This is a genomic window from Rhizobium leguminosarum bv. viciae USDA 2370, assembly GCF_002008365.1.
Taxonomy (GTDB): domain Bacteria; phylum Pseudomonadota; class Alphaproteobacteria; order Rhizobiales; family Rhizobiaceae; genus Rhizobium; species Rhizobium leguminosarum.
Window position 1 is genome coordinate 234,904 of record NZ_MRDL01000046.1, and the last position, 23,378, is coordinate 258,281.

20 protein-coding genes are annotated in these 23,378 nt (G+C 62.3%); 16 read left to right on the forward strand and 4 right to left on the reverse strand.

From position 1 onward, the window contains the following. Window positions 1–27 precede the first annotated feature (27 nt). The 8 genes from nadA to BS629_RS23125 all read left to right on the forward strand — a co-directional run bounded on the left by nadA (window position 28) and on the right by BS629_RS23125 (window position 8,559). Window positions 28–999, forward strand: a complete 972-nt coding sequence (nadA, locus tag BS629_RS23090) for a quinolinate synthase NadA (protein ID WP_018246204.1) — start codon at window positions 28–30, stop codon at window positions 997–999. Continuing rightward, window positions 996–2,537 carry an L-aspartate oxidase gene (locus tag BS629_RS23095; RefSeq protein WP_077988515.1) on the forward strand — a complete coding sequence of 514 codons (1,542 nt, stop codon included), beginning with the start codon at window positions 996–998 and terminating at the stop codon, window positions 2,535–2,537. Before nadA ends, BS629_RS23095 begins: the two co-directional genes overlap by 4 nt. Then, window positions 2,515–3,438 carry a carboxylating nicotinate-nucleotide diphosphorylase gene (gene nadC / locus BS629_RS23100; RefSeq protein ID WP_018246202.1) on the forward strand — a complete coding sequence of 308 codons (924 nt, stop codon included), beginning with the start codon at window positions 2,515–2,517 and terminating at the stop codon, window positions 3,436–3,438. The genes BS629_RS23095 and nadC overlap by 23 nt, the downstream gene beginning before the upstream one ends. A gap of 575 nt (window positions 3,439–4,013) precedes the next feature. Next, window positions 4,014–5,960, forward strand: a complete 1,947-nt coding sequence (locus BS629_RS23110) for an AfsR/SARP family transcriptional regulator (protein ID WP_077988516.1) — start codon at window positions 4,014–4,016, stop codon at window positions 5,958–5,960. Between the two features lie 106 nt (window positions 5,961–6,066). Continuing rightward, a complete protein-coding gene (locus BS629_RS39300) occupies window positions 6,067–6,210 on the forward strand; it encodes a hypothetical protein (protein ID WP_003553391.1) in 144 nt (47 codons plus the stop codon). Between the two features lie 13 nt (window positions 6,211–6,223). After that, on the forward strand, window positions 6,224–7,486 hold the full coding sequence (locus BS629_RS23115) for a YcaO-like family protein (protein WP_018246199.1): 1,263 nt from the start codon (window positions 6,224–6,226) through the stop codon (window positions 7,484–7,486). Beyond that, a complete protein-coding gene (locus tag BS629_RS23120) occupies window positions 7,483–8,226 on the forward strand; it encodes a TfuA-like protein (protein ID WP_018246198.1) in 744 nt (247 codons plus the stop codon). The genes BS629_RS23115 and BS629_RS23120 overlap by 4 nt, the downstream gene beginning before the upstream one ends. Before the next feature lie 66 nt (window positions 8,227–8,292). Continuing rightward, a complete protein-coding gene (locus tag BS629_RS23125; RefSeq protein WP_011655326.1) occupies window positions 8,293–8,559 on the forward strand; it encodes a hypothetical protein in 267 nt (88 codons plus the stop codon). Window positions 8,560–8,639: 80 nt separating this feature from the next. On the opposite strand, the gene BS629_RS23130 is transcribed toward BS629_RS23125, so the two are convergent. The 3 genes from BS629_RS23130 to BS629_RS23140 form a co-directional block, all read right to left on the reverse strand. Further along, window positions 8,640–9,044, reverse strand: a complete 405-nt coding sequence (locus tag BS629_RS23130; protein ID WP_018246197.1) for a helix-turn-helix domain-containing protein — start codon at window positions 9,042–9,044, stop codon at window positions 8,640–8,642. Between the two features lie 202 nt (window positions 9,045–9,246). Continuing rightward, window positions 9,247–10,083, reverse strand: coding sequence for an amidohydrolase family protein (locus BS629_RS23135; protein ID WP_018246196.1), 837 nt, complete (start codon window positions 10,081–10,083; stop codon window positions 9,247–9,249). A gap of 77 nt (window positions 10,084–10,160) precedes the next feature. After that, a complete protein-coding gene (locus BS629_RS23140; protein WP_018246195.1) occupies window positions 10,161–10,946 on the reverse strand; it encodes an IclR family transcriptional regulator in 786 nt (261 codons plus the stop codon). A 438-nt stretch (window positions 10,947–11,384) separates the two neighbouring features. Here BS629_RS23140 and BS629_RS23145 point away from each other — a divergent pair, with 438 nt between their 5' ends. The 5 genes from BS629_RS23145 to BS629_RS23170 all read left to right on the forward strand — a co-directional run bounded on the left by BS629_RS23145 (window position 11,385) and on the right by BS629_RS23170 (window position 18,305). Next, window positions 11,385–12,119, forward strand: coding sequence for an SDR family oxidoreductase (locus BS629_RS23145; RefSeq protein ID WP_018246192.1), 735 nt, complete (start codon window positions 11,385–11,387; stop codon window positions 12,117–12,119). A 96-nt stretch (window positions 12,120–12,215) separates the two neighbouring features. Further along, a complete protein-coding gene (locus BS629_RS23150) occupies window positions 12,216–13,493 on the forward strand; it encodes an L-fuconate dehydratase (RefSeq protein WP_018246191.1) in 1,278 nt (425 codons plus the stop codon). Between the two features lie 223 nt (window positions 13,494–13,716). Beyond that, complete coding sequence (locus tag BS629_RS23155; RefSeq protein ID WP_018246190.1) at window positions 13,717–16,296, forward strand: caspase family protein; 2,580 nt, start codon at window positions 13,717–13,719, stop codon at window positions 16,294–16,296. Window positions 16,297–16,566: 270 nt separating this feature from the next. Further along, on the forward strand, window positions 16,567–17,028 hold the full coding sequence (locus tag BS629_RS23165; RefSeq protein ID WP_020572941.1) for a tail fiber domain-containing protein: 462 nt from the start codon (window positions 16,567–16,569) through the stop codon (window positions 17,026–17,028). 17 nt (window positions 17,029–17,045) lie between these two features. Continuing rightward, window positions 17,046–18,305: a methyltransferase family protein gene (locus tag BS629_RS23170; protein ID WP_018246186.1), complete on the forward strand. Its 1,260-nt coding sequence runs from the start codon at window positions 17,046–17,048 to the stop codon at window positions 18,303–18,305. A 13-nt stretch (window positions 18,306–18,318) separates the two neighbouring features. Here BS629_RS23170 and BS629_RS23175 read toward each other — a convergent pair whose 3' ends face one another. Further along, on the reverse strand, window positions 18,319–19,926 hold the full coding sequence (locus BS629_RS23175) for an NHL repeat-containing protein (protein WP_026188737.1): 1,608 nt from the start codon (window positions 19,924–19,926) through the stop codon (window positions 18,319–18,321). 157 nt (window positions 19,927–20,083) lie between these two features. Between BS629_RS23175 and BS629_RS23180 the strand changes: the two genes are divergently transcribed. The 3 genes from BS629_RS23180 to BS629_RS23190 all read left to right on the forward strand — a co-directional run bounded on the left by BS629_RS23180 (window position 20,084) and on the right by BS629_RS23190 (window position 23,371). Beyond that, a complete protein-coding gene (locus BS629_RS23180) occupies window positions 20,084–20,674 on the forward strand; it encodes a hypothetical protein (RefSeq protein ID WP_018246184.1) in 591 nt (196 codons plus the stop codon). Between the two features lie 170 nt (window positions 20,675–20,844). Beyond that, window positions 20,845–21,222, forward strand: coding sequence for a hypothetical protein (locus BS629_RS23185; RefSeq protein WP_026188736.1), 378 nt, complete (start codon window positions 20,845–20,847; stop codon window positions 21,220–21,222). Window positions 21,223–21,433: 211 nt separating this feature from the next. Continuing rightward, window positions 21,434–23,371, forward strand: coding sequence for a DUF4384 domain-containing protein (locus BS629_RS23190; RefSeq protein WP_018246182.1), 1,938 nt, complete (start codon window positions 21,434–21,436; stop codon window positions 23,369–23,371). Window positions 23,372–23,378: the final 7 nt, after the last annotated feature.

Below are 23,378 nucleotides of genomic sequence, written 5' to 3' on the forward strand. Positions count from 1 at the left end.
CAATTGGAGCATAATTAGGAGCCGGTCATGAATTATCCTGTTTCCGCATCCTCGCTCTACGAGCGCGTCAGCCGCGTCATTCCCAAAGCCGAATGGATGACGTTCGAAAATGACGTCGACGCGATCCTCGAACTCAAGCGCCGCCGCAACGCCGTCATTCTCGCGCACAACTATCAGACACCGGAGATCTTCCACGGTGTGGCCGATATCGTCGGCGACAGCCTGGCGCTCGCCCGCAAGGCAATCGAGGTCGATGCCGATGTTATCGTGCTTGCCGGCGTGCATTTCATGGCCGAGACCGCCAAGCTGCTGAACCCCGAGAAAACCGTACTGATTCCGGATCTCGCCGCCGGCTGTTCGCTGGCGGATTCGATCACGCCCGAGGATATCGCCCTGCTGCGCCAGGCCCATCCCGGCGTGCCCATCGTCACCTATGTCAATACCTCGGCCGCAGTGAAGGCTGCCTCCGATATCTGCTGCACCTCGGGCAATGCCAAACAGGTGGTGGAATCGCTCGGCGTGCCGAAGGTGCTGATGATCCCGGACGAATATCTGGCGCGCAACGTCGCCCGAGAGACTGATGTCGAGATCATCGCCTGGCACGGCCATTGCGAAGTGCATGAACTCTTCACCGCCGAGGACGTGCGCCAGCTGCGCGAAAACCATCCCGGCGTAACAGTGCTCGCCCATCCCGAATGCCCGCCCGATGTGGTGGCCGAAGCTGATTTCGCTGGCTCCACCGCTGTCATGTCGGATTATGTCGGCAGGCAGAAACCGGCGCGCGTCGTGCTGCTCACCGAATGCTCGATGAGCGACAATGTCGCCGTGCACCATCCCGATGTCGAATTCATTCGCCCCTGCAATCTCTGCCCGCACATGAAGCGCATCACCCTTGCCAATATCCGCGCGGCACTCGAGGAAAACCGCCACGAGGTGACGGTCGATCCGGCAATTGCTGTCGCCGCGCGCCGCGCCGTCGAAAGGATGCTGGCGATATGACCGAGATTCTCGAGCATCTTGCTGGACGCACGGTAATCGTCGGCAGCGGGCTTGCGGGGTTGATGACCGCGCTGACGCTCGCGCCTGAACCTTCCGTGATCGTCACTCGCGCGGCCCTTGGCGCGGAAACATCGAGCGCCTGGGCGCAGGGCGGCATCGCCGCCAGTGTCGGCGCCGACGATAGCGCGGCACTGCATCTTGCCGATACGCTTGCCGCCGGTGACGGGCTCTGCGATCCGGCGATCGCCGCCGGCATCATCGCCGAGGCGCCGGCGGCGATCGCCGCGCTGGAGCAAGCCGGCGTGCGGTTCGACCGGAATACCGCAGGAGACCTCTCGCTCGGGCTGGAGGCGGCCCATAATCGCCGCCGCATCGTCCATGCCGAAGGCGATGACTCGGGTGCGGCGATCATCGCCGCGCTGATCCAGGCGGTGATGAAAACGCCGGCTATATCAGTGCTCGAAGGCTTCGAGGCGCGGCGGATTGTGATGGATGGCGAGCAGGTCGCCGGCCTGCTCTGCGCGACCGCGAATGGCGCCGCCATTCTGCCGACTTCACGGGTGGTGCTCGCCACCGGCGGCATTGGCGGGCTTTACGACGCGACCACCAATCCGATGGGCAATTTTGGCCAGGGGATCGCGCTCGCAGCAAGGGCCGGTGCCGCGCTCGCCGATATGGAATTCGTCCAGTTCCACCCAACCGCACTCGATTCACGCCGCAGGCCGCTGGCGCTCATCAGCGAGGCGGTGCGCGGGGAGGGGGCCTTGCTCGTCAACGAACGCGGCGAACGGTTCATGGCCCGCATTCCAGGGGCCGAGCTTGCACCGCGTGACGTGGTGGCGCGGGCGATCAGCGCCGAAATCGCCCGCGGCGGACGAGTCTTTCTCGATGCCCGCGATGCTCTCGGCAGCCGCTTTGCCGCTCGCTTTCCTGTCATCTCGAGCCTTTGCGGCGAGGCCGGCATCGATCCGGCGAGAGACCTCATTCCTGTGCGCCCGGCCGTTCACTATCACATGGGCGGCGTGGCCACGGATGCAAATGGCCGCAGCTCGCTTCCCGGTCTCTGGGTCGCCGGAGAGGCGGCCTCGACCGGCCTGCACGGCGCAAACCGGCTTGCCAGCAATTCGCTGCTGGAGGCGGCTGTCATGGGCATGCGGGCTGCACGCGACATTTCGGGCATGCCGGCAAGTGGTGCCGGCACTATCTCCGCCGGGAGTCTCCCGGCGCCGACCGATGCGTCATTGGTGCGGCCGATCGTCTCGCGCCATCTCGGCGTGCTGCGCAATGCCGGCGCCATTCATGGCGCGATCGCCTCCCTGCTGCCGCTGGCCGAAGGCAACGGCACTGCCGCCGATCCGGCTATCGTCGCGCTGCTGATCGCCGTCTTTGCCAGCCTGCGAATGGAATCGCGCGGTGCCCATGCCCGCACCGACTTTCCGCTGAAGCTCGCCAATGCCAACCGGCGCCAGATGCACCTTTCCCAAGCGCTGGAGATCGCCCGCGCGACGCCGCCCTATGCCCTTGCAAGGAGTGCCTGAGATGAGCCTTGTTCCCCTTCCGCGCCTGATCGTCGAACCCTTGGTGCGGGCCGCCCTTCTCGAAGATCTCGGTCTTGCCGGCGATATCACCTCGGCATCGGTTATCCCTCGCGATCACCACTCGACGGTGGTGATCGCGGCCCGCCAGCCGGGCGTGATTGCCGGTCTCGATGCGGCCGAACTCGCCTTCGCTCTCGTCGATCCAGAGATCGTCATGCGCCGCCATCTCCAGGATGGCGACGCGGTCAAGCCCGGCGACGTGATCGCCACCATCGAAGGCCCCTCGCGTGGCCTGCTGAGCGCCGAGCGCACCGCGCTGAATTTCCTCGGTCACCTCTCTGGCATCGCCACAGTGACGGCAGGGATCGCCGCCGCCATCAGGGGTACCAAGGCTTCCGTCGCCTGCACGCGCAAGACGACGCCGGGCCTCAGGGCGCTGGAGAAATATGCGGTGCGAGCCGGTGGCGGCATGAATCACCGTTTCGCGCTTTATGACGCAGTGCTGATCAAGGACAATCACGTCGCCATCGCCGGTGGGGTCGCTGAAGCGATCCGCCGGGCGCGGGCAGGCGTCGGCCATATGGTGAAGATCGAGGTCGAAGTGGACACCCTCGATCAGCTGCAAGAAGCGATGGACATCGGCGTCGACGCCGTTCTGCTCGACAACATGACGCCCGATCAGCTGCGCGAAGCCGTCGCTATCGTCGCCGGCCGAGCCATCACCGAAGCATCCGGGCGCGTCACGCCGATAACGGCCGCCGCAATCGCTGCTTCCGGTGTCGACCTCATTTCCGTCGGCTGGCTGACACACAGCGCCCCGGTGCTGGATATCGGGCTCGATTTCGTCGAAGCCGCGGCCGCGACGGAGGTCAGCCCGAAACGGATTGCACAGGTGCTGTGACCCCTCAGGCCTGCTTCGGCTGGACTTCTTTGTCGCTGTCGAATTCCAGCAGTTCGATCATGACGCCGAGATCGGGCACCGTGTCGTAATAGGCATAGCGCCCGTGGCCACCGTCGAATTCGCCCGAAGGGCACCACGACGGAAGACGGTTGGGCTGCGACCGGCGACGGCATCATCGACTGGGAAAAATTCGTACCACTCTTCCGCGAGACAAAGGCTCAGCATATCGTCACCGAGCATGACAATCCGGCCGACTGGCGCCGCTTCGCCCGGCGTTCGATCGAGCACATCAAGGCGCTCGGCCTTTAACGCGGCCGCGATTTGGTTGGGAATAGCGGGTGATAAGGACCATCGGCAGTGGAAATAACCTGCCGCCACGACACGCAAACCGCATCCTCACGAAAGTGTAGGCAAGCATTTCCTCCCCGTGTGGCGCGAGAATATGCAAATATTCGCTGAAAATTCTTCTTTTTAAAGCAAAACCGCTATGCGCCGGCCTCTTATGGCTCTAACATGCTTTGGATTGGCCGGTGCGCTTGTGCGCCTTGGCTTTCAGGGGTGAGAACCGAGATGCGATGGACATCCGGCAGATGCTGACGAACAGGCTGTGCCTGCTCGGAAGACCGCGATTGCTGGCGGCGGGGACGGAACTCCCCTTGCCGGAGAAGTCTTATTTTCTCCTCGCCATGCTCGCCGCCGAACCCAATTTCGAACTCGACCGCGAAACCGTCAGGCGACAGCTCTGGCAATCGGAACTGCCGGAAAAACGGGCCGGCAGCCTGCGCCAGCTACTGGCGCGCATCGAGCAGAGCGTTCCCGCCGGCCTTCCACAGCTGCTTGCCGCGACCCGAACCCATATCGGCCTTGCCGATGGCTGGGAGGTCGATGTTCATATCCTGAAACAGAAAGGGCCACTCGCACCCGAAGACGGCGGCCTGCTGAACGGCGAATTGCTCGAAGGCGTCAAATCGCCGACACAGGGCGCCGAGGACTGGCTGACCTTCGAGCGCCAGCGCGTCGACGAACTGCGCTCCGCCCATCTCACCCGGCTGGTCGAGACATCAGAAGACAGATCTGATGAAGAGCAGGTCACGCTTGCCAGGCGCCTGCTGGAACTCGACCCTGCCAGCGAGACGGCCTATCGCGCCTTGATGCGCACCTATGTCAGGATGAACGATCCGGCAGCGGCGCGTCAGGCCTATCTGAAGTGCAAGAGCCAGCTGAAGGACGATTTCGACACCGAGCCGGAAGAAAGCACCACTGCTCTTGCCCGCGAACTCAACCTGGTGCCGGCAGCACAGGCGACGTCGGGACATCCTCAGTCGGCGCTTAACCTTTCCGTCAATACGGTCGGCCAGCCGCGCATCATCATTCTGCCGCCGGAAAGTATCTTCACCGATCCGCTGATGGAGCGCGTCGGCAGGGCGCTTCTCGAAGACGTCACCATCGGCCTCAGCCAGCAGCGCGGCTTCAAGGTGATCGCTGCGCATACGAGCCTGGAGATCCTCAGCCGTTCGATCGATCCGTCGCGTGCCGTGCCCGGTCCGCTCGACCTCAGCTTTGACTATGCGGTCTATGTCACCATCCAGGGCCGCGACGAGGATGTCTTTGCGACCTGCCGGCTGACGCGGACGACGACCTCGGAAGTGATCTGGGCCATCGAACTGCCGCTGGTCATGCAGAAGATCAGCGAATCCTTCGCGCATCTGACGCGGCGGATCGTCTCCTCGCTCGCCGACACGATCAAGCGCCACGAACTGGCGATACCGATCGGCGAGGCGCCGCCGTCCGCCTACCGTCTCTACCTGGAAGGCAAGCGGCTGATCGCCCAGACCGATCTGCAGCATCTGCGCCAGGCGCGCAAATGGTTCAAATCCTCGCTCAATCGTTACGAACATTTCTCTGCCGCCCATGCTGGCATGTCGCGCGCGCTCGGCATGGAATGGCTGATCCGCGGCATGCGGGACAAGGAACTGCTTGACGAGGCGAACGGTGCTGCCCGGCAGGCGCAGCAGTCCGACCCGAACAGCGGCCGGGCCTACCGCGAGCTCGGCTTCGTGGCGCTTTATCGCCGCCGCTTTGACGAAAGCCTGGAATATTTCCAGCAGGCCCAGGATCTCAATCCCAACGACGCCGACATCCTCGCCGATTTCGCTGACGCGCTTTCTCATGATGGCGATTTCGATCGAGCGCTGGAGCTCAGCCGCGCGGCCTTCAAACTCAATCCGCTGCCGCCGGACTATTATTACTGGAACCTCGGCGGCATCCACTTCATGCGCGAAGAATATGAAATGGCGATCGAGGCGTTGGAACCGGTGAAGGCGAAGCAGGCAACGGCCCGTCTGCTCGCCGCCTCGCATGCCATGGCCGGCGATACGAGCAAGGCCAGGAATTACGCTAGGGTGGTATTGGAAAACTTCCCGGATTTCCGCAGCGAGGACATCCGTCATTTCGTCCCCGATCGCGATCCCGCCTATACGGAACCGTTGATAAAGGGCCTGCATCTTGCCGGTCTTCCCTGATTGCATGGCCTTTTAACGAAGCCTGTAACGCTTAAATGACGCAGGCAATGTTTCCCTCTGATGGTTAACGGCAGCAAGGCGCTGCCTGACCAATCGGAGATGGAACATGAAGACGAATGCTGAAACCACTGCAGCTCAGACACAGTCTCTGCGCTTTTCTGCCGCCGCCAGGGCTGCCCTGAAGCAGGACGAACTCAACGTTTCCGCAAATGCGCTCGAGAGCCTGACGCATGCGCTGAGGTTCCGCTAAGGAACAGATCGGTATGTCCGCTTTCACCGACCTTGAAACGCTAGCCGGTGACCTTAAACGATCATCGGCCGGTGTCAGCGATTATCATGACCGCGCGGTCACGCCGGCTCAGACCCTCGCAGCCGTCAGGCCGCATCTGCGCGAATTCGGCATCACGCGCGTCGGTCTGCTGACTGCACTCGATGTCTTGAACATCCCCGTCGCCTTCGCAACGAGGCCGAACAGCCACACGCTGTCGGTGTTTCAGGGCAAGGGTATCGATAATGATGCCGCCATGACCTCGGCGGCGATGGAAGCAGTCGAGACGCGGATCGCCGAAATTGCCCCCGCCGACCTGACGCAGGCGACGATCGACAGCATGCGGGCGGAGCGGGCCGCGATGATCGATCTCGACAATGTCGCACGCTGCGCGCCCGATGAGATCGGCAGCAAGCCTATTCCCTGGTGCACGGGGCTCGACATCCTTTCCGGCAGCAGTGTCTTCGTGCCCTGGTGGCTCGTCGGTCTCGATCATCGCGGCGAGAGGCCGCCGGGTTTCGAGCAGTCGAGCGATGGGCTTGCCTCCGGCAACACGCCCTCCGAAGCGGTCCTGCATGGACTTTGCGAGCTGGTGGAGCGCGACGCCTGGGCCTTGACCCAGCTGAAATCGCCGGAGCGCCTGAAGGAGAGCCGCGTCGACCCTGCCTCCTTCGGCGATGCGGTTATCGACGTCATGACCGACCGGATCACACGCGCCGGCATGAAACTGCTGCTGCTCGACATGACGACGGATATCGGCGTTCCCGCTTTTCTGGCGGTCATCATGCCAGGCAATCTTTCCGACCGTGTCGACGCGCGCTGGTCGCATGTCTGCGGTGGTTGCGGCTGCCACCCCGATCCCGTGCGCGCCGCGCTGCGCGCCATCACCGAAGCGGCGCAGAGCCGGCTGACCGCGATCGCCGGCAGCCGCGACGATTTCTCGCCGCGCATCTATCAGCGGCTCGACCGGAGCGCGGCGATGCAGCAGGTGGTCGAACTTTGCGAGGGCGACGGTCGGATGCGCGCGTTCCACGACCGTCATCGCCGCCCGGCGACGATCCAGGAAACCATCGCCCATATTGCCGACCGACTGGCGGTGACCGGCATCGAGCAGATCATCGTCGTGCCCTTTCCGCATCGATCCCTGCCGATCTCGGTCGTCAGAGTGATCGTGCCGGGACTGGAGGTCGATATATCAGGCCAATACATCCAGCTCGGCATGCGCGCGGTCAACACCATAAAAGGAGCCGAATCATGAAGGTGCTGTTCGTCGGCCCGAGCCTTGGCAGTGATCTTGCCGCTGCAAGAGCCATGTCTCCTTTCATCGACTTCCGGCCGCCGGCCGCCGCCGGCGACATCCTGAAGGCCGTTCGGGCCGGCGCCACGGCGATCGGCCTCGTCGATGGCTATTTCGGCGACCTGCCTTCGGTCTGGCACAAGGAAATACTTTACGCACTCGAACATGATGTCGCCGTTGCCGGCGGGGCCAGCATGGGGGCGTTGCGGGCAGCCGAATGCGCCCCCTTCGGCATGGTCGGGCTCGGTTCGATCTTCGAAGATTACGAGTCCGGGCGGCTGCTCGACGATGAGGCCGTCGCGCTGGTGCATGCGCCGCAGGAGCTCGGCTGGCTGCCGCTTTCCGTTCCCTGGGTCGATTTCGAGCCGACGATCGATGCGCTTCACGCCAAAGGCGAGATTTCGCCCGGCGAGCGCAAGAAGCTGTTGCTGGCCGGCCGGTTTCTGCATTTCTCCGAACGCACCTATGCGAAGGTGGCCGACGAGTGCCATTTCCGCAAGCCGCGCCGCGACCATATCCTCGCCGCCATCCGCGGCAGCCGTGTCGAGCGCAAGCGCAACGACGCGCGACTGGTGCTGGAATGGCTGAGCCGGGACAAATTCCTCCCCGTCAACCGTGACTGGCGCTTTGCCGCGACCTCACATTGGGAGCTCTTGCACGCCGAAGTCACGCGCAATGCGGTTCCTGTAACGCTTGAATAACGGTCGCGGCGGAATGATGCAGCACTGATGGAATCGTAGGGTTCCACGACCAAAGAGGCGGGAACGATGTTTGATCAATACAACGAGGGTACCGGCAGCGAATACGCAAGGATCTTCCGGCTGCTGTCGGCAGCCAAGGATGAGGCTGAAAAGCTTCAGCTGCGCAATCTGATGCACCTGACGAACATGGCGCTGCTGCAGGTCGTCATCGATTGGGACGGCATAGATCCCGACAGGGAGCTTGACGTCAATCTCGAGAAGCTGCTCGGCAGCAAAGCCAAGATCGCAATGAAGGATGCCAGCGAGAATCTAATCCTGATCGATCGCCATTGAGCCCGATCGATTGCTACTGATCCGATCAACCGCTATTGATCCTCATGCGGTCCGTTTGGAGCGCGTGAAGGACAACCGGTCTATTCGGCCGCTTCGGTTTCCAACTGTTCGGTGTTGGCAATCGCCTGGACGAGCTTCAGGATCTTCTTGCGAAGCGCTTCGTTCTTGATCGAAAAGAACGCCGCATTGAGAAGGACGCCTTCGCGCGAAATAACGAATTCCTCGCTCGGAGCGGGGTTGTCGTTGGCCGTATCAGGGGTCGACAGATCGTCAAAAAACGTCCTGACATCGACCTTAAGCGCGCCGGCGATTTCGACCAGCATGCTGGCGGAAACGCGGTTGGAACCCTTTTCGTACTTCTGGATCTGCTGGAACGTTACGCCAACACGATCGCCCAGTTCCGTCTGAGAAACTTTCCTCAACAGACGCTGGATACGGATCGTCTTTCCGACGTGAACATCGACGGAATGCGGTTCTTCTTTCATCTCATTTTCCCTTCTGAAGGCAGCGGACAGGGGTCATTCCCCATATCCGTGTCAACAACTTTTAGCCGAGATAAATAAGGCTAGCAATTGCTTGCATGTAGATAGCGTTAAGCCCGAAAATCGGGCGTTTTTTGTCCCGGAATGGTACAAAAAACATGCCGAAATGGCACGCCCAGGAGACCGGTCGCTTTATTTTGTGACGTCAGAGCGACCAGAGGCGATGCGCATTGGCGAAAAGCAACTTCGAGCGCTCTGCCTCGCTGCTACCTGAGAGCATCGCATGGGTCGCCGCAACCCAGGTAGAGAGGCCGCCACCGAGCGTGCAGACTGGCCAATCGCTGCCCCAGACGACGCGGTCCCAGCCGAAACTTGCGATCACATGTTCGAAATAGGGCTGCAGCGTTTCTGCCGTCCATGTCTTCGCATCGGCATAGGCGACAACGCCGGAGACCTTGCAGACCACGTTCGGCCGCCGAGCAATCTCTGATATGCCGGCCTTCCATGGCTGAAAGGCGTCCGAACGGATATCCGGCACGCCGCAATGGTCGAGAACGAACTGCACATCAGGCGCAAGATCGACGAGGGCGGTTACACGGCTCGCCTGATGCGGCAATGTGCAGAGGTCGAAAGTCAGGCCGCTGCCGCTCATGCGCCTGATGTTTTCGCGAAACAGGGCGCCTTCGGAGACATCATCTGGCACCACATGCAGCACGCGGCGGAATCCCTTGACGAAGGGATCGGCCTTTTGCCGCTCGAGATAGGCGGCAAAGCCTTCCTCTTCGGGCCGGCAGGAGACAATCGCGCCGGCAATCAGACTGCCTTGCTTTTTGGCGATGCCGGCGACGTGATCGGTCTCGGCCTGCGTCGCGGCGGGATCGACGTCGACCTCCATATGCAGCACCGTGGTGATGCCGCAGCGCCGGGCCTCAGTCGCATAGGTTTCGTAGAGGAAATCATGATCGAGAGCGGGCGCGCCTGAGAGCCAGGGATAGGGCAGGGCCGATCGATCGATGATGTGCAGATGGGTGTCGATGAACACGCTCTTCTCCTCCCAGAGTGGTTTGGCGGCAAACCTATTCCTGGTGAATGGATTGTTCAAATAGAAATTCTTAGGCCTCAGGCCGGGTGGACGACATCGGCGCCGGCAAGCAGCGAAAGCTGGGCGGCGGTCTTCTGCACCAGCGTGATCGCCTGCGTGATATCGGGAGCGGACGGCGCATTGACGAGCGCGATAAAGGGGCAGGTGAGGGCGGCGATGCAGCGGCGGTCCGGTCCAAGAACGGGAGCGGAAAGATTGTAGACGCCTGATGTCTGGGCGCTCGCCATCATCTCGTAGCCGCGCTCGCGGATCTGGTGGAGACGATCGTAGAATTCGGGGCCGAGTTCGATGTCTGAGCGGCTGCGCACATGTTCCGAGATCATCATCTCCCGCTCCTCCTCGCTGCGGAAGGCAAGGAGCACATGCCCCGAACCGGTGTCGAAGAGGCTGATATGGGCGCCGATGCGGATCGAGAATCCCCAATAGTCCGGCGCCTCCTGTTGGGCGATGACAACAGCCGCGCCACGATCGAAGACCGCAAGATGATTGGCCTGGCGCGTGCGCTGGGCGAGATCGCGCATCAGCGGCGTAGCATAGGAGGCGAGCCGGCGCACCGGCGCGTGCAACTGCGCAAGACCGAAGAGCTTCAGCGTCAGCGAATAGCGGTCGCCATCCAGCCGGGTGACGTAACCGCGGCGCACCAGCCGGTCGAGCATGCGGTAGAATTCGTTGGGGCTGCGGTCGAGCCGTTTGGCGATTTCGGCCTGGGTGAGGCCGCTGTCGACGCCGGCGAGCAATTCCAGGATATCGAGGCCCTTGTCGAGGGCAGGAGCGCGGTAGCGGTCGGACTCGTCGGTCTCCATTCCTTCCTCCTGTGAATATCACTCTGCATATACGCAGAACTGCGGCCGGAAAAGGAAAACTTCGCACTTGACCCTTGGCCAATCGTCTGTTTGTCTATAAACAGACAAATCACCACTGAAAAAGTCGATCCAAACGAACGACTGAGCTATCGAAGGCGCCCGAGCGGCAGGATCATAAGCAAGCCGGGACAGGGAGGAAGACCGTGCAGCGCAAGGGAATGGTCATCGGCCCTGCCGCCGGCGGAGATCGCCGAAAAAGCAGCCAATCGGCTGAATCCGCCGCTGATCTGCCTGTGCAACAGCGCCAACTCCTCCATTTAACGCAGAAAGCCGCGCACCTCCGGAAGCGGACCGGCGCGCTGCATCACGCCGAGCTTTGCCAAGACATCAACCGTACTCCATCGTCCAGCGTAGACAATTCCAGAAAAGGCCCGCGACATGACAAACAGACTTTCCGGCAAGACCGTTCTCATCACCGCCGCCGGTCAGGGCATCGGCCGGGCGACGGCGGCAGCCTTTGCCGCGATCGGCGCCAGGGTTCACGCGACGGATATCAACACCGAGGCGCTGGCGACGCTTGCCGCTGAAACCGGCGTTTTCACCCATCAGTTGAACGTGCTCGAAGAGGATGCGGTCAAGGCCCTTGTCGCCGAGATCGGGGCTGTTGACGTGCTGTTCAACTGCGCCGGCTTCGTCCATGCCGGCTCGATCCTCGAGATGAAGGATTCCGATCTCGAATTCGCCTTCGACCTCAACGTCAAGGCGATGATCCGCACCATCCGCGCCGTGCTGCCCGGCATGATCGAGCGCAAGGACGGAGCGATCATCAACATGGCCTCCGTCGCCTCCAGCATCAAGGGCGTGCCGAACCGCTTCGCCTACGGCGTCACCAAGGCGGCCGTGATCGGGCTCACCAAAGCCGTTGCCGCCGATTATGTCGGTCAGGGCATCCGCTGCAACGCCATCTGCCCCGGCACGGTGGAAAGCCCGTCGCTGCAGGACCGCATGCGCGCGCAGGGCGATTACGACGCCGCGCGCGCCGCTTTCATCGCCCGCCAGCCGATGGGCCGGCTCGGCTCGCCGGAAGAGATCGCCGATCTCGCCGTCTATCTCGCCGGCGCGACCTACACGTCGGGCCAGGCGATCGCCATCGACGGCGGCTGGACGATCTGATTTCAGCTGATGCGGCCGGCCCGGCAGTCTTGCCGGCCGGCCCGGCCACTGCAATCGGCTCTATATAATCGGCGCATATAAACGGGAGGAACAACCATGACCCGCATCACCGACCTTCGTGTCTTCGATCTCCGCTTCCCCACGTCGCAAAGCCTTGATGGATCCGATGCGATGAATCCCGATCCGGATTATTCGGCGGCCTACGTCATTCTCGATACGGATGCGCCTGATCTTGCCGGCCACGGCCTGACCTTCACCATCGGCCGCGGTAACGACATTTGCTGCATGGCGATCGAAGCGATGCGCCACCTCGTCGTCGGCGCCGACCTCACGGAGGTTCTCGCCCATCCCGGCACCTTCTGGCGGCACCTGACCAGCGACAGCCAGTTGCGCTGGATCGGCCCGGAAAAGGGCGCCATTCATCTGGCGACCGGTGCGGTCGTCAATGCCGTCTGGGATCTGCTGGCCAAACAGGCCGGCAAGCCTGTCTGGCGGCTCGTCGCCGAGATGTCGGCGGAGGAGATCGCCGATATCGTCGATTACCGCTACCTCACCGATGTGCTGACGCGTGCCGAGGCGGTCGAGATCCTGAAGCGCGCCGAGGCGGGCAAGGCGGAACGCATCGCCATCCTCGAAAAGGAGGGCTACGCCTGCTACACGACCTCGGCCGGCTGGCTCGGCTACGGCGACGAAAAGCTGCGCCGCCTCTGCCAGGAGGCGATCGATGCCGGCTTCAACCATATCAAGATGAAGGTCGGCCGTGACCTGGAAGACGATATCCGCCGTCTGAGGATTGCCCGCGAGGTGATCGGTCCCGATCGTTACCTGATGATCGACGCCAACCAGGTCTGGGATGTCGGTCAGGCGATCGACTGGGTCAAGGCGCTCTCCTTCGCCAAGCCCTTCTTCATCGAGGAACCGACAAGCCCGGATGATGTCGCCGGCCACCGCAAGATCCGCCAGGCGATCGCCCCGGTGAAGGTCGCGACCGGCGAGATGTGCCAGAACCGCATCATGTTCAAGCAGTTCATCGCCGAGGGCGCGATCGACATCGTACAGATCGATTCCTGCCGCATGGGTGGGCTGAACGAGGTTCTGGCCGTACTCCTGATCGCCGCCAAGTTCGACCTGCCGGTCTGGCCACATGCCGGCGGCGTCGGCCTCTGCGAATATGTGCAGCATCTGTCGATGATCGATTATGTCGCGGTGTCGGGCACCAAGGACGGCCGCGTCATCGAATATGTCGATCATCTGCACGAACACTTCCTCGACCCCTGCCTGATCGAGAACGCCGCCTACATGCCGCCCACCCTGCCGGGCTTCTCGATCGAGATGAAATCGGCCTCGATCAGCAACTATACGTTTCGAGGCTAAGGAAACTTCGCCGGCTGCATGTTGAATTCTTGATTTCTACAGTCTTTCTTGTCGACGATGGGCTTCCAATCTGACGGGACTGCTCCAATTGACTTGGAGGCGGCGAAGCTTGCTTTTTAAAGCGCCGAGGAATATTTTCGTAGTGTGAATGCGGAGGGGGCCCAGCACCAGCAGGCCAGCAAATTTTATTGAACTTAAACAATAGAATGTTTGCGATCGAGCCATGCCCAAGTTTCACCACGTCAAGAGACTGTGCGCTTATCTGCTGATCGTCGCTGCAATGCTGCTGTCGGTCGGCACCGCATCTGCCGCCATTACTGAAGAGAGCGGACGCCGCGTCGCTCTCGTCATCGGCAACTCGGTCTACAAGACGCTGCCCTCGCTTCCAAATCCCGCCAATGATGTCGAAGAGGTCGCCAGTACACTGCGGGCTGCCGGTTTCGACGTGACGATCGGCGTCAATGTCGACCGCATCGGGCTCGAAGATACGGTGCGCCGCTTCCTGCGTTCGACCAGCAATGCCGAGGCCGGCCTCATCTATTATTCGGGCCACGGCATCCAGGTGGGCGGCCAGAATTTCATCGTGCCGGTCGATGCGACACTGGAGACGCCCTATGACGTCGAGACGCAGACCATGCCGCTCGACCTCATCCTCAACCATCTCAAGCAGAATTCGCGGGTGCAGCTGATCTTCCTCGACGCCTGCCGCAACAATCCCTTCAATGCCCAGAAATTCTGGATGGCGGAAAAACTGGAACCGGTCGGCGCCACACGTGGACTTGCACGTATCGACAGCGATCTCGGCAGCCTGATCGCCTTTTCCACTGAACCCGGCCAGGTGGCGCTCGATGGCACCGGGGCGCTCAGCCCCTATTCCGAATCCTTCATCAAACGCGCCAGCGAACCCAACAAGGAAATCCGCCAGGTTTTGACCGATGTGCGCCGCGACGTGATCGCCTTGACCGGCGGCAAGCAGGTTCCCTGGGAAAACTCCTCGCTGACCGATAGCTTCTATTTCATCCCGGCGCCGCCGCCGCCGAGCGTCGAGCCGATGCAGCAGGTGAGCGTGCCAGAGGGGGCGGCCGCGACTAAATTGCCGATCGCCCCGCCGCATGACGAGACCGGCTCGGCGCTGCTCGTCACCCTCAACCAGCTTCCGAAGACCGGCAAGCTCAGCTTCGACGGCAAGCCGATCGACCAGGGCGCGAAGATGCCCGCCGCCGCCCTGACGGCGCTGACCTATGATTCATCGGGCGTTGCCGCCGGAACCGTCGGCCTGATCGGCTATACCGTCAGCGACCCCTATGGCCAGGCGACGCAGGGCGTGGTGGCGATCACCGTCTCGGCGGATGCCGGCGCCAAGCTCGCCCAGCTCGAACAGGACAAGAAGATACGGCTTGCCGATGCCGATGCCTATCTGAAGACGCTGCCGCGCGATGTGGACACGACAATCGGCGTCGGCCCCGTCGAGGCCGGCCTGCCTGAAGTACCGGCATCGGCCACAGAGATGACCTTCAAGGTCGCGGCCCTGCCCGACAAGGGCACGCTGCGCGCCGGAGACCGGGTGATCGGGCTCGGTCACGTGCTGGAGTCCGCGGATATTCCATTGCTCACTTACGAGCCGCAGATCGGCACCGAAAACCAGCCTTTCGCCCTGACGCTACAGGCCGCCAACGACGATCTGCCGCCCGCCACCGTCACCTTCAAGCCGGCGCTCGACGCCTGCGACACATCAGCCGCCGCCCCCCTTGACCTGCAGGGCGTGACATCGGGCAAACTGCCGAACGAGATCGATCCGGACATCGCGCTGCCCGCCTGCACGGACGCGATAAAGGCCTATCCTGAGGTCGAGCGCTTCGTTTATCAGCTCGGCCGCGCCCAGCTTGCCAACCGCGACACCAAGACGGCCTTTGCGACGATCACAAAGGCGATGGATGCCGGGCATGTCCGGGCGATCTATGAACTGTCGAGCCTTTACGAGTTCGGCGCCTCCGTTCCGCGTGACGCAGCCAAGGCAAGCGAGATCGCCAAGGGTGGTGCAGCCAAAGGTGATCCTTTTGCCCTGCACAGCTACGGCAAGGCCCTCTATTACGGCCGTGGCACAAAGGCCGATCAGCAGCTGGGGTTGCGCCTGATGCTGCAGGCCGCCGATCTCGGCCATACCTATGCGATGAACGAGCTCGGATACATCTTCCTGAACGGCGTCAACGTTCCGGCCGATCCGGAACGCGGCATCCGCTTCTACGAGGCCGGCGTCCAGCGCAACGACATCTATTCGCTGAACAATCTTGCGCTCGTCTACCGTTTCGGAAAAGGCGCTCCTGAGGATCTTCCAAAGGCGCTCGACCTTTTCACGCGGGCGGCAGAGGGCGGCCAGCCCTATGCCCCGACCAATCTCGGACGCATGTATCGCGACGGCATCGGCGTTGTCGCGGACAAGGCGGAAGCGGTGAAGTGGCTGGAGATGGGCGCCGAGCGCGGCGACTATTGGGGGGCACTCGACCGCGCAATGCTGGCGAAGGAAGACGGCGCGGGCGCTGACAGCCTTGCAACGGCGGCGCGTTATTTTGCGCTGGCGACCGCCATCAACATGCCGGGCAGCGGCGACCCGAAGAACCAGGCAAAGGCGGAACTCAAGACCTTGCCCAGTGCTGCAAAGAAAAAAGCGGAAAAAACCTTCGTTGCCGAGTTGACCGCTCAGGAGCAAAAGGCGCTTCCGAAGACCAAGTCGCTCGATGACAGGCTCGTTCAGCTCGCCAAGGCGACATGGGTAAAGCGAAATCCGAGGTACGATCTCTTCTAAAACGGCGGTCTGGGGGCGCCCTTCATGACAAGAAAGCTCATCATCCGTGTTCTGCTTTGCTCGACATTCATCGCGGGCACAGGCGCAATCTTGCAGAGTTGCATCTTTGATCCTGGCGCCAGGACACTGTTCGCCAGTGAAGAGCCGGCCAGGAACGCCACGCCTGCCAGCAAACCAACTTCCACCGTTAGAAGAGTGTCCGCAACGAGCAATCAACCGGCTTTCGCCCGCTCTGAGAACAGTTCGGGTGGGAATTCCGGCTCTGGCGGCATGGGCGGCTCTTCCGGCTCCAGCGGTTCTTCTGGCTCCAGCGGTTCTTCTGGTTCGAGCGGCTCTAGCAGCTCATCCAGTTCGAGCAGTTCCTCCAGTTCGAGCAGTTCATCGAGCTCTACCGGCGGCTCATGGTCCGATCGCCGCCTAAAGACCGATATCCGTCGGCTCGGCACCTCGGCTCTGGGCGTACCGGTCTATGCCTTCCGCTACATCTGGGGCGGCCCGCTGTTCGTCGGCACGATGGCCCAGGATCTGCTGGCGATCAGGCCTGAGGCCGTCATCGCCACCGGATCGGGTTACTATATGGTCGACTATGACAGGCTCGACATTGCAATGATCTCGCTGCCGGAGGATGCGCCTCGGCTGACAGATGAAGCAACCATGGCGCTTGCAGCGCAGGCGGCGCGGATACGCTCTCAGGTCTCCGTTCGGCAACCTTTCGTTCAGGCGGCAATGTAATCGAGGAAGCCGAAAGCGTGCCGATACCGCAGGACAGGGATACCGTTACCGGGAGCCCTCTCGTCAGTCAGGCTGCGACGCTTGTCGGAGTTCTCCTCGGCATTGCACTCTCGGCCTATCTGCAGCTTGAGCCCGGCAAGGCGATGGCGCTTGCCCTGTTCTGCCTTCTCCTGGTGTGGATCGTCGTCGACGGCACACTGGCTGCTCGTCGGGCCTGGGCATCGCGAGAGAGGCGGGACGAGGCTCCCGCCGCTTTCTGGCGGCGCATCGGAACGAAGCTTGTCGGCCTCGCTGCGCTTCTTGGCGTGGTCGTCATTGTCTGTTCGGTCTTTCCGTTTTTCACGCAGTCGTCAGCGGTCCGATGGTTCATCGAGGCCGGCCACACGACCATCGTCATTTCTATCGCACTTGCTGTTGCCACCATCCTCTACATCGTAGCCACTGATCTGGTCGCCGGAGAGCCCGACGATTATCTCAATCAGGTCGGGCGCGCGGTGTTGATGCAGGATTTTCGCGAAGAGGACGTGCTGTTCGCATTGCGCCTGCTCGCGATCAAGTGCTTCTTTCTCGTGCTGATGTTCTCAGGCGGCATGGCGGCCTTTTCCGATCTTGCCGATAAGCCGGCATGGGCGTTTCCGCCGCTCTCGGCCGCCTGGTTCGAAGGCCTGTTGCGGCTTGCCTTTCTTCTCGACGTCGTGCTTGCTGCCGGCGGCTATATCGCCACCTTCAAACTCTTCGGCTGGCATATCAGGGCGACGGAGACGACGGCGCTCGGCTGGCTCGTCTGCCTCATCTGTTATGAACCGTTCTTCCCTGCGATCTCGCATGCCTTCGTGCCTTATGGCGAGGGGCCGGGCTGGGAGACGGTGATCGAGGAGGGTTCGGCGATCTTCATTCTCTGGAGCGGCGCGACGCTGTTCTGCACCGTCATCTATGTTTGGGCGACCGTCGCTTTCGGACCGCGATTTTCCAATCTCACCCATCGCGGCATCATCACATCGGGCCCCTATCGCTTCATCAAGCATCCAGCCTATGTCTCGAAGAACATCGCCTGGTGGCTGTTTGCGGCTCCCAGCTTCATTGCCAGCGGCCTTGCGGAAGGACTTGCCCGAGCCAGCATGCTGGCGATCGTCAGTCTGATCTATGTCATGCGCGCCCGCGCCGAAGAGCGCATGCTGAGCCGCGATCCCGCCTATCGGGACTATGCCGAGAGCGTCACCAGCCACGGGCTTTGGGCGATGGCAAAGCGACGGTTGATGTCAAAGCCGGCAGCCTGACGCTGCCTTTCATTCAACCATCCAGCCCCTTGAAGCGCACCGGCTGGTAGCCGCGCATCAACAGGCTGCCGAGCGAATAGGTATTGCGGCAGACACGGCCCTTGCAGGCATTTGGCGAGGCTTCCATCACTTCCACCTTACGGTCGTCGGTGAAGCGCATGAACAACAGCACATGCGAGCCCGGCTTGTTCAGCGCGTCGCCCGGCCGCATCGACCAGGGGTCAGACAGGCGCTTGGTGATCCCGGGGATGGCGCGCGTCGAGACATGCATCTTCAGACCCCAGGCGTCGCTGACGAAGCCGGAGCAGTCGACGCCAAGGATATTGGATTGCGGCGCGCTCTTGGTGCAGACATTGCCGGCAGTCTGGCCCTTTTCGACGCCGCCGACGAAATTCTCGAGCGGCGTCTTGCAGCCCCAGCAGTAGGGAACACCCTTGACCGTTTGACCGCGCTTGCCGATCAGGTAGATCGGGCGGCGCAGCCGGTTCATGTTGATGCAGCCTGGGCCCGGATCCTTGCCATAGGCGGTTGATGTCACTAGCCAGTTCAGCGTCTCGAAGCCGATTGCCCGCTCGATGACGTCGTTGCGCGACTTCGGCACGAGCGCCACCTTCGGCGTCTTGCCGGGATTGCCGGCATTCGGCTGCTTGGCCGGACGGGCGACGGCAAGCTTGCGGCCGGGCTCACGGCCGTCAAGCCGCAGCACCTGCGCCCGGCTTTCTTGCGAACTGAGATAGAGCACATCGCCGCGCGGGCCGATCGCCACGAAACGCCTGGAGAATACCGTGCCGGGATCGATCGGCAGGTCGTAGACCTTGTCCATCGCCCCGTTCGGCGTGAAGCGCACCACCAGCATGCCGGTGCGCTCGGGCCGGTCGGCCGGCACCAGCTCGACCAGCGCATAGGGCCTGCCTGTCGTGTCGATGTCGAGAAGCTCGACGGTGCCGATCCGCCCTTCCGAGGTCAGCTGCAGTGAGAGGAAATTCTCCTCCGAGCTGCTGCGCCGCAACAGGATCTCAGCCTTGTCGTTTGCGGCAGCCGAGACCTCGGCGACGATATCGCCGAGCCCGCGGCTCGGCACGTATTGAATGACCGGCGGGCGGGCCTCGGGCCGGCTGGTGCTGCGGCCGATCTCGTCGATGATGCTGTTCAGCGGACCGGGCGATACCGAGCCCATCGAGGCGAAGACCGAGCGGGTGTAGTCGTCGGCATCGCCACCGTCGACGGCGCGCAGCATCTGCGACCGGCCGTCGGCATCGGTGGAGCGCTCGAGCGGCACGACGCCGTCCGACCAGAGGTAGAGTTCGTTGTGGACGACGGCGAGATCTTCCGGCGCGGCATTATCAGGCAGCGGCAGGATTTCGGGATCGGCCTGCGAGCGTTCGGCGTCGATGGCGAGCACGCGGCCGTTATTCTGGTCGAGGATGTAGATGGTGCCGTCGTCGCCGACGGTGATCGCCGCCGGCCCGGATGCCTCCACTTCCTCGTTGGAAGAAATGATGCCGACCGAACGCGCGCCGTCGCCGCCGCGAAGCTCGATCATCACAGTGTCTTTGGCAAAAACCGGCGAGGCGACCGCAAGTGCCGCGGCAAACAAAAAATGCGACCCTGAACTACGCATTGCCTCGACCCCCGGCATCATGCTCTGTGACCAAGTCTCTAAAATGGTAGGCTAGATATGCCCCCTCAGCAAGCCGTTGCTTTCCAAACGATTTGGAGATCTGCGCCTGGAATAGTACAAGATCATCGTCTCGAAGATTTGCTGGCAGGAAATGCTTATGCTGGAATGGAACGGTGACGAACTGGCGCTCGATATAAGCCTGCTGGAGCAGGTTCGCGCCGCGCGGATAGGTTTCTCCGATCGCGTCTGCGCGGCGTCTGCCAGCAAGGACGACAAGCATCTGGCGCAGCTGCGCTCGGAGCCGACCTATCTGATGGCCGAGTTCCTCTATTCAATGAAGGTCTTCGGCATCAGCACCGCGGAAGATATCGAGCGCTTCGCCGATCTGCACAATGATTACGTGGTTTCGCTCACCCGCGATCCGGCCAAGCTGCAGCGTCTGGGGCTTTCGCAGGATCGGGCGCTCGCCTCGATGTTCACCGCCGACACCAAGCCACGGCTGATCCAGAACTGGGCAGAAAAATCAGGCGCGATCGACCAGTCCAACCTCGCCCGTTTCCTTGTCGCGGTGATGTCGAGCGAGACCTGCCGCAAGACATTGATCGATTTCGAGACGGCGGGCTTCATGCAGCGTAAACGCTCGCCCTATGGCACCATGGTCGTCTGGTCGACAGGAATGATCGAGGAGATCTTCGGGGAGATGCTGCGCGACCTGCGCCTTAGCCTGCAGCAATTGAAGATCCTCTGACCACAGCGCCGCGCGACCCGATTTTCGGGGCGATGCGTTCGTGGCCAGTCGATTTCAACCCTCCCAATCGATTGGCGCGGAGCGCCGTTGCCTTCCTTCCGGCCTCTCCCTATTGTTGTGCTGCTTGCCCTCTTGCGGCACGCATCAGGTTGAAAACGGATTTGACGACGATGACGAAATCCTGGCTCATACCCTTGTCGATCGGCCTTCTGCTGGCGCTGCAGATCCCCCGGCTTGCCTATTCCGGCCCGGCTGAGGACGCGCTAGCGGCGCGAAACCCCTCGCTGGCGGCGCTGCGCCAACACGACGAGAAGGCCTTTGCTGCGGCGACTGCGATCATCGCCGAACACGAACGCGCCAAGGGGCTTGCACCCGGCGAAGACAAGCTGCCCGACGCGACCTCGCCCGGCCGCGACATGGGCTCCGGCCCCGGCAAGGAATTCACCGTCGACAATCCGGATATTCTCTGGCTCTACAATTCCTCGCCCGAGGGAATGAGCGACCTGATCTCGATTTTGAAATCAGCCGGGCAGAAACCGAAGAACTAACCGCCTGTCTGCAGTCGAACGGGACTATAAAAGCCGCCGGTTATTGCCGGGCGTGAGTCTTGCTCACGTCTTTGCCTCGCAAAATCTTCCAGGCTCCAAATAATTTGTAACCCTCCCTCAAGCAAGACAGGCGAAGCCATCCCAATTTCGCCGGTCAGTGCTATTCTCATCTTCAACACAGTGTGAGATTGTTCGAAGAGGAGGTTTTCCAATGCCGAACCGCAAAGCCATCCTAGCAGCAGCCACCTTTCTTTCGCTTTTTTCGATGGTTCCCGCCGTCGAGGCGCAGAACGAACGCACACTGAGCGAGGCGCCGGCGCAGACCGGGCCCGTCAGCATCACCTTCGATCGCGCCGAGGCCAAATACGCCATTGGCGAAGTTGTCGGCCTCTTCATCCAGTCGACCGAAAACAGCTATGTCACGGTGCTGAACGTTTCGCCGAACGGCGCGGTCGTGAAGCTTTTCCCGAACAAGTACCAGACCGACGCCCTGGTCGGCGCCGGCAAGCGCGTGCAGGTGCCGGATCCGGCAAGCGGCGCCCGGCTGCAGGTGTCAGGCCCGGTCGGCCAGGAGCAGATCAAGGTCTTCTATTCCTCCAAGCCGCTGACCATCTTCGCCGATCTCGGCAGCAGCGGCGGTGGCATGTTCCGCTCGATCGACGGCGGCATGGAGGCCGTTTCCCGCAGTCTCGAAGAAGCCCGCAGCCTCGGCACCAAGATCAGCAGCAAGACGCTGATGCTGACGACCGTCGACAGCTTGCCGGCCGCCCCGCCCGTCGCAGCCGCCCCCGCGGCAAAACCCGCACCGGTCGAACAGGCCGCCAAGCCGCCCGTTGCGCCGAAGCCGAAGCCGGTGACGAAACAGGAAGTCGCCAAGAAGCCGGAAACGGTGGTGGAAAAACCGAAGCCCGTTACCCCGAAAAAGGTGACGCCGAAACCCGTCGAGCAGGCCACGACACAGCCGCCGAAGAAATACAAGATCGTCACCAATCTGGCGCCCGGCCAGGAACTTGCCGCCGACGAATTGGAATTGATCGGCCCGGCCGACACCACCTCATCCACCCGGCCGACCCAATATAAGCAGCCGACGCAGTACAAGCAGCCGGCCCAGACTTCCCAAACGAAGATGCCCAAACTGCCGATGCCGCAGATCAAGATGCCGCAATTCAAGCTTCCCGGCGGTTTCAGCATCAAGATGCCGCAGCTAAATCTCGGCCGCTCGGCCGAACCTGGCCAAGCAGGCGAGGAGATCGAGGTGGCAAATGCCGATACGCCTGTTTGCACCGCCCTTCTCGACAAGCTGAACACGGCCGTTGCCGCCAAGGATATCACCGCTGCGGCGGCTGAAGCCGATACGATCGCCGTCAGCGCCGATTGCGGCCAGTTCCAGGTGAATGCCCAGCGCCGCGTCGCAGCCCTCAGGCTCTCCGCTGCTCAGGAGATGATGGCCGCCAACCAGCCGGTCGCCGATTACGAGCCGCTGCTGATCGCCGCCGACAGTCCGCAGGTGCTCTGGCAGGCCTCCGCCACGCTCGGCGAGATCTATTTCTCCGCCCGCCGCTTCGCCGATGCCGCCGCCGATTACCAGCAGGCGATCGAGATCATCAAGAACGAGACCCGCACGCCGAAGGCGCCGCCGGCCGAGACGATCTCCGATCTCATCCAGCGCGCCGCCCAGGCCCGTATCCTTGCCGCCAACCCGACGAGCGACAATCCCGAAGGCAGCTTCGTGCCGGCCGAGAAGGATCACCGCAGCGGCGTGCTCGGCGGCATCTATTCCGAGAATGTGCGCGGCATCGTGCCGGTCTCCATTCCGGTTCCGATCACCTTCGATTTCGACAAGTCGAGCTTCACCTCGATCGGCACCGAGGCCGCTGAAGAATTGCTGGAAGCGCTGAAGGAGCAGAAGCCCGGCCGCGTCATCCTCATCGGCCATACCGATCGGCGCGGCGGTGACGACTATAATCAGAAGCTGTCCGAACGCCGGGCCAAGGCCGTCGCCGATTTCCTGAAGAGCCACGGCATCGACGCGACAATCGACGCCGAAGGCCGCGGCGCATCCGAGCCGGTGGATGTGACGGCAACCGCAAACCTCACCGAAGACGATGTCGATGCGCTGAACCGGCGCGTCGAATGGCGCCGCGAATAGCTGGGGG

What these genes read in the sequence shown, in the direction of transcription:
- nadA (WP_018246204.1), top strand. Translation starts at nt 28, where the DNA reads ATGAATTATCCTGTTTCCGCATCCTCGCTCTACGAGCGCGTCAGCCGC.
- BS629_RS23115 (WP_018246199.1), top strand. Translation starts at nt 6,224, where the DNA reads ATGTCCGCTTTCACCGACCTTGAAACGCTAGCCGGTGACCTTAAACGA.
- BS629_RS23110 (WP_077988516.1), top strand. Translation starts at nt 4,014, where the DNA reads ATGGACATCCGGCAGATGCTGACGAACAGGCTGTGCCTGCTCGGAAGA.
- BS629_RS23150 (WP_018246191.1), top strand. Translation starts at nt 12,216, where the DNA reads ATGACCCGCATCACCGACCTTCGTGTCTTCGATCTCCGCTTCCCCACG.
- nadC (WP_018246202.1), top strand. Translation starts at nt 2,515, where the DNA reads ATGCCCTTGCAAGGAGTGCCTGAGATGAGCCTTGTTCCCCTTCCGCGC.
- BS629_RS23185 (WP_026188736.1), top strand. Translation starts at nt 20,845, where the DNA reads ATGACGAAATCCTGGCTCATACCCTTGTCGATCGGCCTTCTGCTGGCG.
- BS629_RS39300 (WP_003553391.1), top strand. Translation starts at nt 6,067, where the DNA reads ATGAAGACGAATGCTGAAACCACTGCAGCTCAGACACAGTCTCTGCGC.
- BS629_RS23190 (WP_018246182.1), top strand. Translation starts at nt 21,434, where the DNA reads ATGCCGAACCGCAAAGCCATCCTAGCAGCAGCCACCTTTCTTTCGCTT.
- BS629_RS23145 (WP_018246192.1), top strand. Translation starts at nt 11,385, where the DNA reads ATGACAAACAGACTTTCCGGCAAGACCGTTCTCATCACCGCCGCCGGT.
- BS629_RS23180 (WP_018246184.1), top strand. Translation starts at nt 20,084, where the DNA reads ATGCTGGAATGGAACGGTGACGAACTGGCGCTCGATATAAGCCTGCTG.
- BS629_RS23165 (WP_020572941.1), top strand. Translation starts at nt 16,567, where the DNA reads ATGGGCGGCTCTTCCGGCTCCAGCGGTTCTTCTGGCTCCAGCGGTTCT.
- BS629_RS23120 (WP_018246198.1), top strand. Translation starts at nt 7,483, where the DNA reads ATGAAGGTGCTGTTCGTCGGCCCGAGCCTTGGCAGTGATCTTGCCGCT.
- BS629_RS23130 (WP_018246197.1), bottom strand. Translation starts at nt 9,044, where the DNA reads ATGAAAGAAGAACCGCATTCCGTCGATGTTCACGTCGGAAAGACGATC.
- BS629_RS23140 (WP_018246195.1), bottom strand. Translation starts at nt 10,946, where the DNA reads ATGGAGACCGACGAGTCCGACCGCTACCGCGCTCCTGCCCTCGACAAG.
- BS629_RS23125 (WP_011655326.1), top strand. Translation starts at nt 8,293, where the DNA reads ATGTTTGATCAATACAACGAGGGTACCGGCAGCGAATACGCAAGGATC.
- BS629_RS23155 (WP_018246190.1), top strand. Translation starts at nt 13,717, where the DNA reads ATGCCCAAGTTTCACCACGTCAAGAGACTGTGCGCTTATCTGCTGATC.
- BS629_RS23095 (WP_077988515.1), top strand. Translation starts at nt 996, where the DNA reads ATGACCGAGATTCTCGAGCATCTTGCTGGACGCACGGTAATCGTCGGC.
- BS629_RS23175 (WP_026188737.1), bottom strand. Translation starts at nt 19,926, where the DNA reads ATGCGTAGTTCAGGGTCGCATTTTTTGTTTGCCGCGGCACTTGCGGTC.